The sequence below is a fragment of the Gordonia iterans genome (assembly GCF_002993285.1).
GTDB classification, from domain to species: domain Bacteria; phylum Actinomycetota; class Actinomycetes; order Mycobacteriales; family Mycobacteriaceae; genus Gordonia; species Gordonia iterans.
Genome location: NZ_CP027433.1, coordinates 3,329,251 through 3,342,923 on the forward strand (window position 1 = coordinate 3,329,251; position 13,673 = coordinate 3,342,923).

General features: G+C 71.0%; 13 protein-coding genes. 5 read left to right on the plus strand and 8 right to left on the minus strand.

Annotated elements, in window-relative coordinates:
- Positions 1-46 precede the first annotated feature (46 nt).
- Entirely contained in the window at positions 47-529 is a 483-nt protein-coding gene (locus tag C6V83_RS15355) for a PPA1309 family protein (protein ID WP_105943122.1), read from the plus strand.
- An 82-nt stretch (positions 530-611) separates the two neighbouring features.
- Here C6V83_RS15355 and C6V83_RS15360 read toward each other — a convergent pair whose 3' ends face one another.
- On the minus strand, positions 612-1,652 hold the full coding sequence (locus C6V83_RS15360; RefSeq protein ID WP_105943123.1) for a YlbL family protein: 1,041 nt from the start codon (positions 1,650-1,652) through the stop codon (positions 612-614).
- Between the two features lie 43 nt (positions 1,653-1,695).
- On the opposite strand from C6V83_RS15360, the gene C6V83_RS15365 reads away from it, so the two are divergent.
- On the plus strand, positions 1,696-3,138 hold the full coding sequence (locus C6V83_RS15365) for a zinc-dependent metalloprotease (protein ID WP_105943124.1): 1,443 nt from the start codon (positions 1,696-1,698) through the stop codon (positions 3,136-3,138).
- 6 nt (positions 3,139-3,144) lie between these two features.
- Here the strand turns inward: C6V83_RS15365 and C6V83_RS19035 are convergent, their stop codons facing one another.
- Positions 3,145-3,546, minus strand: coding sequence for an MFS transporter (locus C6V83_RS19035; RefSeq protein WP_199832538.1), 402 nt, complete (start codon positions 3,544-3,546; stop codon positions 3,145-3,147).
- A gap of 125 nt (positions 3,547-3,671) precedes the next feature.
- Here C6V83_RS19035 and C6V83_RS15375 point away from each other — a divergent pair, with 125 nt between their 5' ends.
- Both C6V83_RS15375 and C6V83_RS15380 read left to right on the plus strand, forming a co-directional pair.
- Complete coding sequence (locus tag C6V83_RS15375) at positions 3,672-4,685, plus strand: hypothetical protein (RefSeq protein WP_105943125.1); 1,014 nt, start codon at positions 3,672-3,674, stop codon at positions 4,683-4,685.
- Positions 4,576-5,892: an ABC1 kinase family protein gene (locus tag C6V83_RS15380; RefSeq protein WP_105943126.1), complete on the plus strand. Its 1,317-nt coding sequence runs from the start codon at positions 4,576-4,578 to the stop codon at positions 5,890-5,892. Before C6V83_RS15375 ends, C6V83_RS15380 begins: the two co-directional genes overlap by 110 nt.
- On the opposite strand, the gene C6V83_RS15385 is transcribed toward C6V83_RS15380, so the two are convergent.
- Positions 5,858-6,661: a TetR/AcrR family transcriptional regulator gene (locus C6V83_RS15385; RefSeq protein ID WP_105943127.1), complete on the minus strand. Its 804-nt coding sequence runs from the start codon at positions 6,659-6,661 to the stop codon at positions 5,858-5,860. The two genes, C6V83_RS15380 and C6V83_RS15385, sit on opposite strands and share 35 nt — an antisense overlap.
- 61 nt (positions 6,662-6,722) lie before the next feature.
- Between C6V83_RS15385 and C6V83_RS15390 the strand changes: the two genes are divergently transcribed.
- Positions 6,723-8,195 (plus strand): carotenoid oxygenase family protein, encoded by a 1,473-nt coding sequence (locus C6V83_RS15390; RefSeq protein ID WP_105944005.1) that lies wholly within the window; start codon positions 6,723-6,725, stop codon positions 8,193-8,195.
- A gap of 317 nt (positions 8,196-8,512) precedes the next feature.
- On the opposite strand, the gene C6V83_RS15395 is transcribed toward C6V83_RS15390, so the two are convergent.
- The 5 genes from C6V83_RS15395 to C6V83_RS15415 all read right to left on the minus strand — a co-directional run bounded on the left by C6V83_RS15395 (position 8,513) and on the right by C6V83_RS15415 (position 13,662).
- A complete protein-coding gene (locus C6V83_RS15395; RefSeq protein WP_105943128.1) occupies positions 8,513-8,833 on the minus strand; it encodes a WhiB family transcriptional regulator in 321 nt (106 codons plus the stop codon).
- A gap of 335 nt (positions 8,834-9,168) precedes the next feature.
- Positions 9,169-11,349: an ATP-dependent helicase gene (locus C6V83_RS15400; protein WP_105943129.1), complete on the minus strand. Its 2,181-nt coding sequence runs from the start codon at positions 11,347-11,349 to the stop codon at positions 9,169-9,171.
- Between the two features lie 80 nt (positions 11,350-11,429).
- Positions 11,430-11,678, minus strand: coding sequence for a mycoredoxin (locus tag C6V83_RS15405; RefSeq protein ID WP_105943130.1), 249 nt, complete (start codon positions 11,676-11,678; stop codon positions 11,430-11,432).
- Entirely contained in the window at positions 11,657-12,598 is a 942-nt protein-coding gene (gene nudC, locus C6V83_RS15410) for an NAD(+) diphosphatase (RefSeq protein ID WP_105943131.1), read from the minus strand. The genes C6V83_RS15405 and nudC overlap by 22 nt, the downstream gene beginning before the upstream one ends.
- Before the next feature lie 2 nt (positions 12,599-12,600).
- The gene (locus C6V83_RS15415; protein WP_105943132.1) at positions 12,601-13,662 is read right to left on the minus strand and encodes a potassium channel family protein; all 1,062 of its coding nucleotides are present in this window, start codon (positions 13,660-13,662) and stop codon (positions 12,601-12,603) included.
- Between the last annotated feature and the right edge of the window lie 11 nt (positions 13,663-13,673).

Here is a 13,673-nt window from a genome sequence, read left to right on the forward strand (position 1 = left end):
CCACCTTACTGATTCGCCCAGAACGGTCACACGCCACAATGGAGTTGTGAGCTTCTCCCAGGCCGATCTCGGCAACGCCCTCGCCCAATGCGCCGCCTACGCCAAGGACCTCCCGTGGGGGTCGCCGGACCTGTTGTTCGGGCTCGCGCCGACCGCGCTGCTCGCCGCGCAGGCACCGGAGCTGGTCGACGGCGACGACGACTCCGCGCTCTCTCCGGTCCTGCAGGACCCGGAGGATCCCTACGCCGACACCGAGACCCTGCTGGCCACGCTGAGCTGGCCGGACGCGGTGGCCGGCTGCGCTCTGGTCACCGAGATCACCGTCGTGCCGCCGGACGATGCCGCCGGCGCACGACGACGGGCGCGCCTGATCGCGGGGGCGCTGCGCACCGGCTCGCGGCTGGCGCTGCTCGACGTCGAACCGGCCGAGGACGACGACCCGGCCACGGCGCACCACCTGCGCACGCACGCGGATCTGGCGCCGGAACTGCTCGACGCTCTCGCGGCGACGTTCGACGACGCCGACTGACTGCGCGAGCCCGTCGAACATCTCGCCCGCTCGCCCAGCCGATCGAGCCGCCAGGCGAGAACGCGTCGAAACGCCCCGATCGTCAGCAGTGCGGGCGCGGCTTCCCCGAGTCGAGCGCTTCGAGCGCGTCGACGGCCTCGCCGACGTCGCCGACCTTGATCAGTTCCAGCCCGTCGGGCGCGTCGCCGAGCGCCTCCTGGCAGTTGGGCGCGGGAACCAGGAAGGCGACCGCACCGGCGTCCTTGGCGGCGCGCAGTTTGTGCGTGATGCCGCCGATCGCCCCCACCTCGCCCTCGGGCACGATCGTCCCGGTCCCGGCGATGAACTTGCCGCCGGTCAGATCTCCCGGCGTCAGATGATCGATCACCGCGAGGGTGAGCATGAGACCGGCCGACGGGCCGCCGATGTCGCCGACGTTGTACGTGATCTGGATGTTCGGGTCGGCGCTGACCACTTTCGGGGTCACGCCCAGATACCCGGCCGCCGGGTCGTCGGGCCGCGCGGCGAGGGTCACCTCGACGGTCCGCTCCTCGCCCGACCTGTTGACCCTGAGCGAGACGGTCTCCCCCGGCTTCTTCGCCCGGATCTGCTCCTGCACCTCTGCGGCGGTCTTCACCGGGGTGCCGTCGACCGCCATCAGGACGTCGTTCACCTCGAGTTTGCCCTTGGCGGGGCTGTTGTCGGCGATCGGTCCGATCCCGACCGCGGTCGGCCGCTGGAGATAGGTCAGCGCCGCACCGGTCGCCGAGTCCTCCGACCCCGCCATCTGGCGGGTGTTCTCCTGCCGGACCTCCTCGTTGGTCTTGCCCTTCGGGAAGTACAGCTCGCGGGGCTGCAGCTGGTAGTTCCCGGAGAACCACATGCCGATGCCCTGGAACAGGGTGATCCCGTCGGTGAGCGAGACGGTGGTCAGGTTGAGGTGACCGGTCGGGTCCTCGTCGACCCCGCCGGCGACGGTGACGACCGGCTTGCCGTCCATCTCGCCGAGGGTGTTGACGGTGGGTCCCGGGCTGAGCGCGACGTACGGGATGCGGGCGAACGTGCCGATCAGCACAAAGGCCACGACGACGACCGCGGCGACGCCGAGGGTGATCAGCCGCCGGGCTGCTGGGGTGAGGCTCATTCCGCTCAGGGTAACCGACGCCGCAGGCGGGTACCGTGGTGGCATGAGTGACTTGCCCTTCGGTTTCTCCTCGTCAGACGGCCGGGACGACGACAAGCGCCGCGACGGCGATCCGCAGGATCGGCAGCAACCGTCGGGCCCGTCGCGGGACCAGCCGTCCGGAGCGGGCGCGGGCCCCTTCGGGTCCGCCGGACCGTTCGGCCCCGGCGGATTCGACCCGGCCGCGCTCGGCGGCGCCGGATTCGACCCGTCGATGCTCGGTCAGATGTTCACCCAGCTCGGCCAGATGTTCTCCGGCATGGGCGCGCCCGGGTCGGCCGGTTCCGGCCCGGTGAACTACGACACCGCGGTGGCCCTGGCCCGCCAGCAGATCGGCGACTTCCGCCCGATGCTGGCGACCGAGGAGAAGGCCGTCGCCGACGCCGTGCGGCTGGCCGAACTGTGGCTCGACGAACAGACGACGCTGCCGACCGGGCTCACCGCCACCCATGCGTGGACGCCGGTGGACTGGCTCGAGCAGACGCTGCCGACGTGGAAGGCGCTGTGCGACCCGATCGCCGCGTCGCTCTCCAACGGCTGGCAAGACAGCCTCCCCGAAGAGGCCAAGGCGATGGCCGGACCGATGCTCGGCATGATGTCCGGGCTCGGCGGAATGATGTTCGGCACACAGCTGGGCCAGGGTCTTGGTCACCTCGCGACCGGTGTCCTCACCTCCACCGACATCGGCCTGCCGCTGGCGCCGCAGGGCACCGGAGCCCTGCTGCCGGAGGCGATCGCCAAGTTCGCCGAGGGCCTGGATCTGCCCGGGCAGGAGATCGTGGTCTTCCTCGCTGCCCGCGAAGCCGCCCACCAGCGCCTGTTCTCCGGTGTCGGCTGGCTGCGCCAGCGGCTGCTGTCGACCGTCGAGGAGTACGCCCGCGGGATCCGGATGGACATGAGCGGTCTGGAGCAACTGGGCGGCGGCATCGATCCGCAGGAACTGCTCGGCGATCCGTCCAAGCTCGAGGAGTTGATGGGTCAGGCGGCCGCGTTCGAACCGCAGACCAGCCCGGAGCAGCAGGCCGCGCTCAATCGCCTGGAGACGCTCCTGGCCCTGATCGAGGGCTGGGTGGAGCACGTGGTGTCTGCGGCGCTCGGCGAGCGGATCCCGTCGACCGCGGCCCTCGCCGAGACCATGCGCCGTCGTCGTGCCTCGGGCGGTCCGGCCGAGCAGACGTTCGCGACCCTGATCGGCCTGGATCTGCGCCCCCGCAAGCTGCGGGAGGCGGCGGACCTGTGGCGTCAGCTGGGCGAGGCGTCCGACGTAGCGACCCGTGACGGCGTGTGGGCGCATCCGGACCTGCTGCCCGACGGCGACGACCTGGACCACCCGGCCGGCTTCATCGACCGGGTGATCGGCGGCGGCACCGGGACGTTCGACGATCCGATGGCCGAGCTGGAACGCACCATCGAAGAGGAGCGCAGGCAGCGCGGCGACGACGCCTGACGCCTGCTACGGCCGTGGCGTGCCGGCCCGCTCCACGGAGTCCCGGTCGGACAGGATCGCCCACGCCGCCAGACTCCCGACGACCAGGAACACCGCGCCCACGGCGAAGCCCATGCGGTAGCCGTCGCGCGGCGCGTCGAACGTGCTGGCCAGCGTCACGAGCACCGCGAGCCCGATGGTGCCGCCGAGCTGGCGTGCGGAATTGACGATTCCGGACACCAGCGCCGACGCGTTACGCCGGCCGATCCGGTGCCCGCCCAGACACTGCAGCCCGCTCTCGGTGAACCCCAGATCGCTCCGTATCGAGGGCAGCGCGATGTTCACCAGCGACATGTCCAGGGCGACGCGGAAGTTCACGAAGAACACCGTCGCCGTCAGTGCGCGGTGGGTGGGCAGCGTGATCGTCATTCGGCCTCCGGTCGTCGTACGCGCCCTGGTCGACGGCACGCTGGCGTCGACCGCACTAGCAGAGTTGTCCACACCCTGTGGAAACCATGCTCGACGGCCTGCCCGAGCGGTGGCACCGTAGGCCCATGGGGGCCATCGATCCGCACGTTCCGCTGCCGGTCCTCGCCGCGGGCACCCCGGTGCTCGCCCGCACCGACGGCAGCCTGCACATCGGCTGGGATCCGGCGTCGGCGCTGATCCTGCACCTGGAACCGCCCGCGATCCCGAGCGCGGTCGCCCGGCTTCTCGACGAGCTGCGCCGCCCGATCACCCGCGCCGAGCTCGGCGGACGCGTGCGCGCAGCCGGTCTGACCGCCGACTCGTTCTCCGGCCTGGTGCGCAAACTCCTCGATGCGGGCAAGGCGCGCGACCCGAAGGCCGCACGCAGTCCGCTGCGCGTGCGGATCCACGGCGGCGGGGTCCTGACCCGGCTGCTCACCGAGAGCCTGCGCTCAGCGGGCATCCCGGTCATGGGTGACCGCCTCCGGGCGTCGGCGATGCACCGGCGGCTGGACTGCAACCTGATGGTTCTCACCGACCGCCCCCTGGTCGATCCGGCGGTCCGCCTCGCGCTGATGGCGGCGCGCACACCCCATCTGCCGGTGGGGCTGGCCGACGGCGCCGGCCTGATCGGGCCGCTGGTGCTCCCGGGACTGACGAGTTGTCTGCAATGCGCCGACCTGCACCGCGCCGCGCTCGATCCGGAGTGGCCCGTGCTGGCCGCACGGCTCGTCTCAGTGACCGGAGACGCCGACCCGGAGACCACCGCGGTGACCGCGGCCCTCGCCGCCGCGGAGATCCAGGGACTGGCGGCGCGTCTGTCCGACCCGCACGGCGCACCGCCGCAGACCGTCGACCGCCAGCTGCGGGTTCACTCCCGTCCCGCGGGAACTTCCCTGGTCGACGCACCCCCGCATCCGGACTGTCCCTGTCGCGGACATTCGCGTCGCGGCGCCGTCCTCTATCCTCAGGACAGGCGAAAGGACTGCTTTGAGCGACATCACACGGGGGGCGGGACGCCGCAACGCCAAGCTGGCGGCGCTTCCGCTCGGCATGGCCGGACGAGCAGCGGCCGGCTTCGGCAAGCGGCTGACCGGTAAGAGCAAGGACGAGGTCAGCGCTGAGCTGATGGAGAAGACCGCCGAGCAACTGTTCGCCGTCCTCGGCGAGCTCAAGGGCGGCGCGATGAAGGTCGGTCAGGCGCTCTCGATCATGGAGGCCGCGATCCCGGAGGAGTACGGGGAGCCGTTCCGCGAGGCGCTCACCAAGCTGCAGGCCGAGGCGCCGCCGATGCCGGCCAAGACCGTGCACTCAGTGCTCGACCAGCAGCTCGGCACGCGCTGGCGCCAGCGCTTCACCGAGTTCGACGACGAGCCCGCCGCCTCGGCCAGCATCGGTCAGGTCCACAAGGGCGTCTGGTCCGACGGCCGTGCGGTGGCGGTCAAGGTGCAGTATCCGGGTGCCGATCACGCGCTCAAGGCCGACCTCAAGACGCTGAGCCGCATGTCGGGCCTGATCCAGAAGCTCTCCCCCGGCACCGACGCGAAAGCGATGATCGACGAGCTCATCGACCGCACCGAGGACGAACTGGACTATCTCGGCGAGGCCGACAACCAGCGCGCCTTCGCCGCGGCCTTCGACGGCGACCCCGACTTCGTCGTCCCGAAGATCGTCGCCAGCGCACCGAAGGTGGTCGTGTCCGAGTGGATCGACGGCACCCGGCTGAGCAAGATCATCACCGACGGCACCCGCGCGCAGCGCAACGATGCCGCCACCAAGATGACCACCTTCGAGTTCAGTTCGCCGGCCCGCGTGGGACTCCTGCACGGAGATCCGCATCCGGGCAACTTCTTCGTGCTCGACGACGGCCGGTTCGGCGTTCTCGACTTCGGCGCGATCGGCCGCTATCCGAACGGTCTGCCGCCGCAGACGGGGCCGATCCTGGCGCTGGCCCGCGACCAGCGCTACGACGAGCTCCGCGAGGTCCTGGTGAAGCACCACTTCATCCGCCCGCAGTATGCGAGCAAGGTGACCGCCGAAGACCTCGCCAAGTACTTGCAGCCGTATGTCGACCCGCTCTACTCCGACTCGTTCCACTTCACGCGCAAGTGGCTGCAGCGCGCCGCCGGCAAGGCCACGGACCTGTCCGGTGACGTCTACAAGACCTCCCGGCACATGAACCTGCCCAAGGAGTACGTGATGGTCTTCCGGGTACTCCTCGGCTGCGTCGGGATCGCCGCTCAGCTCGATGCGGAGGCGCCGTACCGGGCGATCATGTACCGCTGGGTGCCCGGTCTCCAGGACTGATCGCCGCCTCGGTCGCGGCCAGCCGGCGCTGCGCCGCGGCGAGTGAAGCCTGCGCCGCCACGCGGTCGGCGCCGTGTCCGACGGCGAGGGTGACCAGCAGCGATTCCGCGACTGCGTCATGCGCGCCCCGCAGGTGCCCGGCGATCGAGAGCATCGCCAGGCCGTGCACCGCGCTCCACGTCTCCCCCGCCTGTAGCAGGTGTTCGGCCGGCGTCGCCGCGCCGACTCCGCCGGCATCGCCCCTCGCGTCCGCGCCGCCGACGCGCTCGAGCGCGCGCATCATCGCCGCGAAGGCACGCCGGCCGGCCGGCGAGTCGGTGGGCCGGCCCGCGGACATCAGGTCGCTGCGGCGCGCCGCGTCCCAGTCGGGCGAGGTGTACTGGAACATCAGCGTGTACAGGTGCGGGTGCGCCGTGGCGAAGGCCAGGTAGGTCAGGCCCAGCAGCTGGAGGTCGGCCACCGGATCGTCGCTCCGGCTCACCGACTCCATGAGGTCGGCGAACTCGTCGAATCCCCGCTCGCAGACCGCTCCGGTGACCGCGCCGACACTGCCGAAGCGCGTGTAGACGGCCATGGTCGAGACCCCCGCCGCCGCAGCCAGTCTGCGCACAGTCACCGCACCCGCGCCGTCGGCGGTGATCATGCGGTAGGCCTCGTCGATCAACCGCTCCCGCACCGCGTCCGTCGTCGCCGATCTCGGCGCGATCGGGTCCGGCACCGTACCCTCGCCGTCGCCGCCGGGTGGCGGACTCCCCTTGCGCTCTCCCATAACGACGTTATGATAGCGCCTATAACGTAGTTATATCCGCCGAGTGAAGGAGCTCACCGCCATGACCGCCACCGGATCCAATCTGTTCCTCTCCGGCGAGTTCACTCCGGTCCGCAGCGAGCTCACCGAGTTCGACCTGCCGGTGACCGGCGTCCTGCCCGACCAGCTCAGCGGCCGCTACCTGCGCAACGGCCCGAATCCGGTCGCCGACCTCGACCCGGACACCTACAACTGGTTCACCGGCGACGGCATGGTCCACGGCATCGCGCTGGACGGCGGCCGCGCGCGCTGGTACCGGAATCGCTGGGTCGACTCGCCGGTCACCGCGGCGGCCCTGGCCGCCCGGGGTGTCCCCCGGTCCGCGCCGTCGGATGCCGGCCGGTCGTTCGTGCACGGCCCGGGCGCCAACACCAACGTCATCGGCTTCGGCGGACGCACCCTCGCGCTGGTCGAGGCCGGTCTCGCCTGCCAGGAGCTGTCCACCGAACTCGACACCGTCGACGTCTGCGACTTCGGCGGCACCGTCCGCAGCGGCTTCACCGCACACCCGCTGGAAGACCCGGAGACCGGCGAACTGCACGCGATCAGCTACCACTTCGGGCTCGGCGACCGGGTCCGCTACACGGTGATCGGCCGGGACGGCCGGGCGCGGCGGGAGGTCGACATCACCGTCGGCGGCAGCCCGATGATGCACTCGTTCTCGCTGACGGCGTCGTCGGTGGTGATCTACGACCTGCCGGTGGTCTTCGATCCGCGACAGGCCGCAGCGCTGACCGTCGCCCGTCCGCTGCGCCCGCTGGCGCGTCTGGCGCTGGGCGCGATCGCCGGGCGGGTCCAGCTTCCGCACGCGACGGGGCGTCGTATTCCGGCTAATCCGGCGGGACGGCTTCCGTACCGGTGGGACCCGGGCTACCGGGCGCGGGTCGGCGTCATGCCGCGGGAGGGACGTGACGAGGACGTGCGCTGGATCGACGTCGATCCGTGCTACGTGTACCACTCGCTCAACGCCTACGACGACGACGGCGACGTGGTCGTGGATCTGGTGGTGCACCAGCGCACCTTCGACCGGGACCTGACCGGCCCGACCGAGGGGCACCCGCGCCTGGAGAGGTGGCGGCTCGACCCCGCCGCGGGCACCTGCTCCCGGACCCCGCTCGACGACACCGAGGTGGAGTTCCCGCGCGGCGACGAGCGTTTCACCGGCCGCGCGCACTCCACCGGCTGGATGGTCGCCACCGGAGACGGCGGCGCGAGCCGCCTGTTCTCCGACCGGCTCATCCGGGTCGGACACGACGGATCCGCCGCGACGGTCCGCGCGTTCGGCGAGAGCTCCTCGGTGGGCGAGTTCGTCTTCGTCCCGCGCAGCCCCGACGCGTCAGAAGGCGACGGCTTCGTGATGGGCCTGGTCTCCGACCTCGCCGAGGACACGACTCGGCTGGTCGTGCTCGACGCGCAGACCCTCGAAGACGTCGCCGCCGTCGCCCTCCCGCAGCGCGTTCCCCCGGGTTTCCACGGCAACTGGCTCCCCGACTGACCCCGCCGAGCGGCGGCAGGGTGCGTTTCGACACGCTCCGCGCCTAGCGGCTTGACCGGCTCAACGAGCAAAAGAACCGGCCCCACGCCGAGAACGACGCGCCACCCTCTGGCATCGAGTGAGGGTGGGACGCCGACTGTCGTCGCAGCGCCCTCCGCAAACACGCGTCCTGCCTGGACGATGGCGAGCTTTCTGGCGTCAGGTCGCGTGGTGAGGACTAAGCAAGACGACCATCGGGGCCCACCCGCCCACACACGAAGACAGCCCCCAACGTCATCACCGAAAAGGGCTGAGCCCCACCGGAACTCCGGCGGGGCTCAGCTTCCCTCGGGTAGCGGGTTCTTGCGTGGACGCCCGCGCGGCCTCTTGCGGGCGACGATCACGCCGCCCGCGAAGATCTCGCCGCCCCAGACGCCCCAGGGCTCGCCGCGCTCGACGGCCTCGGCGAGGCACGGCTGCTGCAGCGGGCAGTCTCGGCACAGTGCCTTGGCGGCTTCCAGGTCGGCGGGCGCCTCGGCGAACCAGAGGTCGGCGTCGTTGCTCTGACAGGGCAGTTCCACCCGGCCTATTCGGTCAGTGGTCTGCGGGGCCGGCCCCTCGGTGAGGAATCCGGTCGGGGTGAATTCGGTGATGGTCATGAACGGGCTTTCGCGTGAAGTGACGTGTGGTCTGTCGCGAAGCCCCGGGGCGGTGTGAAAAAGAAACCCGGCTCGGGGATTCGCTCTCGCGATTCGCCGTGGCCGGGCTGGTCTCCTGGGGGGAGAGCCGGTGTCGCCTCAGATCCTGGATCGAGATCGAGGGCCGACGGCGGCCACGGGGAATCGCTGGCGCGCTCGCGCTGCTGGTGCAGGTACGCGGGCGGCTTCCTGATGAGCGGCGTACAGCCAGACGCTCTTCATGGCAGGCAATTCCTTTCTCGATCGATCACAGGACAACGACGACTACCCTACGCTCGCCGCGAAGACAGCACAATCTATTTTTGACCTGCGCGTTTACCGTCTTGGGCGCCGCCGGAGTCGCGGTGCGCAGCGATCACGGCCAGGATCTCGGCGCCGAACTGCTCGACGCGCTCGGCAGTCATGCCGCTGACCCGGCGCAACTCCCCGGCGGTCGCCGGGAGTCCGCGGGCGAGCTGCTTGAGCGCGTTTCCGCTGCAGACGTTCCATGGGGCGATGCCGTGGTCCGCGGCGTACTCCGCCCGCCAGTCGGTGAGCGCGTCGTGCACCGCGCGGTCCGGCCCGGCGGCCGGTTCGGTCCCGCCGCCCACCGCGCCGGCGGCCGCCGCCGAGCTCCGGCCCGATCGCTCAGCCTGCGGCACCAGCCCGTCGAGGAACCGGGAACGACGACGCGTCGACGGGCGGCCCTCCGCCCGGGCCAGACTCCACGAGAGGTGCAGGTGTTCGCGGGCGCGAGTGACACCGACGTAGAGCAGGCGACGCTCCTCCTCCACCTCGGCCGCGGTCTTGCTGGCCCGCCCCAACGGCACCGAGCCCTCGTGGAGCCCGGTCAGCAGAACCGCATCCCATTCCAGCCCCTTGGCCGCATGCATCGACGCCAGCGTGACGCCGCGTCCGCCGTCGCCGCCGGTGCGGGCACGATCGTGCACGGCCGCGACGGCCTCGGCGAAACTCAGTCCGGGCCGGTCGGCCAGCACCTCGTCGCCCAGTTCCACCAGCCGGCGCATCTGCTGCCAGTTGACGCGGGCCGCGACGCCGGACGGCTCGGTCTGGCCATAGCCGAGCGGGGTCAGTGCCCGGCGGATCGCTTCGGCGGTCTCCATCGGCGGCGGGGGCCCCTGAGCGAGTGACGCGAGCTTGCGCAACGCGGCCGCCACCTGCGGTCGCTGGAAGAAGCCGAGGTCGCCGCGCACCCGGTAGGCGATCCCAGCCGCGGCCAGCGCCTCCTCGTAGGGCTGCGACTGCACGTTGATCCGGTACAGCACGGCGATCTCGTCGGCCGCGACCCCGGCACGCAGCAGCCGCTTGATCTGCGCGACCACCCCGACCACCTCGGCGGTCTCGTCGGGATACTCGGCGAACACCGGTTCGGGTCCGTCCGGGCGCTGTCCGATCAGCTCCAGCCGGGTGCCTGCGGCCCGGCCGCGCGTTCGCCCGATCACGCCGTTGGCCAGGGCCACCACTTGCGGAGTCGACCGGTAGTCCCGTTCCAGCCGGACCAGAGTCGCCTCCGGGTAGGTGCGGGTGAAGCTCAGCAGGTAGTCCGGGGTGGCCCCGGTGAAGCTGTAGATGGTCTGGTTCGCATCGCCCACGACGGTGAGATCGTCGCGCCCGCCCAGCCACGCGGACAGCAACAGCTGCTGGAGGGGGGTCACGTCCTGGTACTCGTCGACGACGAAGCTGCGATAGCGCGACCGGAACTCCTCGGCGACGGCCGGCACCGAGTTCAGGATCTCGGCGGTGAACCCGATGAGATCCTCGAAGTCGAGCAGCCGGTCGCCCCCGGGCCCGGCCTTCCCGTCCTCGTAGGCCCGGAACACCTCGGCGACCGTGGCGGCGTTGAGCGGCAGGTCCCGGCCCCGTGCCGCATCCGGGTAGCGGTCCGGAGACACCAGCGACGACTTCGCCCATTCGATCTCGGCCGCCAGATCCCGGATCAGCTCGCGGTCGGCGCTGCCGACGTCGGCATCGCGCAGGGCACGGCGCACCATCGGGAATTTGCTGTCCATCAGTTCCCAGTGCGACGACCCGAACACCGACGGCCAGAAGTAGCGGAGCTGGCGCAGCGCCGCCGCATGGAAGGTGAGCGCCGCGACCTGCCGGCCCGGGACGGAGACACCGAGCACGGCGAGACGATCCCGCATCTCCGCGGCCGCCCGGGCGGTGAAGGTCACCGCGAGCACCTGACTCGGGTTCACCTGGCCGGTCTCGATCAGCGCGGCGATCCGGCGGGTGATGGTCCGGGTCTTGCCGGTGCCGGCGCCGGCCAGCACGCACACCGGGCCACGGGGCGCCCGAACGGCCTCGAGCTGCTGCGGATCGAGCCCGTCGACCGCCGGGCCGTGCTCCCGATTCCCGGCACGCGCACCGGGTCCCGGGGTGCTCGGCGCGCGGCGGGCACCTTCTCGAACGGCACCTTCTCGAACGGCACCTTCTCGAACGGCACCTTGGTGAACGGCACCCTCTCGAACGGTCATGGCCTCACGGTCTCACGCACCACTGACAGAAGGGGAATGTGCCGCAGTTTCGGCGCACCGGCGACACTCCGAAGGGCGGTTCAGCGGCCGAGCTTCGCGAGCACCTCGCCGATGCCCGGATTGGTCTGGGTGGACCCGTCGTCGTACTTCACCGTCGGCACCACGCGGTCACCGCCGTTCACGCTCTCGACGAACGCGGCGGCGTCCGCATCGGCTTCGACGTCGATCTCCGTGAAGTCGACGTTCTGCAGCGTCAGACTCCGCTTGAGACGGACGCAGAACGGGCACCAGGAGGTGGTGTACACGGTCAGAGAGGCCATACCGGCCATTCTAGGACTCGCGTCCGGGCCAGGGCCCAACTGGTGATCAGCGTCCGGGCTATCGACACGCTCGGCGGCAGCATCAAGGCGACGCCGGTCGGATCGCCACCCCAGTGCGCGTCGCGGTCGAGTGCCTCGCACACCTCGTCGCGGGTGAACCAGCGCGCGTCGGCCAGTTCGCCGTCGTCGAAGGTCAGGGGCTCGGCCGGATCGGCGACCACCTCGAAACCGAGCATCAACGACCGCGGGAACGGCCACGGCTGCGACCCGAGATAGTGCGGATCGGACGCGACGATCCCGGCCTCCTCGGCCACCTCGCGGATCACGCACTGTTCGGCGGACTCGCCCGGTTCCACGAAACCGGCGAGCGTGGAGAACCGAGGGTGCGGCCAGGCGTGCTGGCGGCCGAGCAGGATCCGGTCGGCGCCGTCGTGCACCACCATGATCACCGCGGGGTCGGTGCGCGGATACTCTTCGGCCCCGTCCGCGCGGCGGCGGACCCAGCCCGCCCGCGCGACGGTGGTGAGGCTGCCGTCGGACGGCGAATACGCGGCAGCGCGATGCCAGTTGAGCATGCCCAGCGCGGTGGCGAGCAGTCCGGCCTCGTCGGCGGTGAGCAGCGCGGCGCCGAACCGCGCATCGCTCACCGGCTCGGCCAGTTCACCGGCGCGCATCGCCCACAGGTCGGTGTCGCCCACGACGCCCAGGAACACCGCGTCGACCGGCGGCTGCGCGCCGACTCCGGCGGCCTCGGCCCAGCGGAGGCCGCCCCGTTCGTCGACGGGGTAGCGGCCGGCGTGATCGACCAGCAGCACCCGGGCCGTCTCCCAGCCCGCAGCGAGCCGCTCGGCGGCGTCGCGCAGGTGATCGGCGCGGTCGAACTCCGCCCGCGACAGCAGCGGCGGTTCGCGGAACTCGAAACTCGCCACCGTCAGCTCCGCTCGCCCTGCCGGACGTACAGCAGGCGGTCGCCGGCCTCAATGGCCTCCACCTCCGGCGCACCGACCCGGTACAGCTTGCCGTCGCGTACCACGCCGAGCACCAGATCCCGGGTGTGCGCCGGCGAACCGCCCGTCTCGGACGGGTCCACCTCGCGTTCTGCGATCGCGTACCCCTCCTCGGGGCTGAGCAGATCCTCGACCACCTCGACCACCGACGGGGTGATGGTGGCGATGCCGAGCAGACGACCCGCAGTCTCCGAGGACACCACCACCGAGTTGGCCCCGGACTGGCGCATCAGGTGGATGTTCTCGGACTCGCGGATCGAGGCGACGATCTTCGCGCGCGGATTGAGCTCACGCGCGGTCAGCGTGACCATCACCGCGGTGTCGTCGCGGTTGGCGGCGATCACCAGCGCGGCCGCATGCTGCACCCCCGCCAGTCGCAGGGTGTCGGACTTGGTGGCGTCGCCGCGGACGGTCACCAGACCGTCGGAGGTGGCCTGGTCCAGGGCGGCCTGATCGTCGTCGACGACGACGATCTCGTTCGGGCGGACGCCGTCGGCCAGCACCGCAGCGGTGGCGGTCTTGCCCTTGGTGCCGTACCCGACGACGACGGTGTGATTGCGCACCCGGTTCCTCCAGTTCTGGATCTTGATGGCCTGCCGGGACCGTTCGGTGAGCACCTCGAGCGTGGTGCCGATCAGCACGATCAGGAACAGGACCCGGAGCGGCGTGATGAAGATGATGTTGAGCAGCCGCGCGGATTCGCTGAGCGGGGTGATGTCGCCGTAACCGGTGGTCGAGAGGCTGACCGCTGAATAGTAGAGGCAGTCCAGGTAGGTCAGCGGGGTCCCGTCGGCGTCACGGTAGCCGTGCCGATCGAGATACACCACGATCGAGCACAGGAACAACGCCGACAGCGCCCACAGGACGCGGCGGCCGATGGCCCGGGCCGGACTGGTCTCCAGCTCCGGGATCCGGATGATGCCGACCAGGGCGTAATCGGGCTTTTCGGACCGATCGGCGCGGACCTGAAGCAATCGCTTAGGCATCGCGGGCCTGC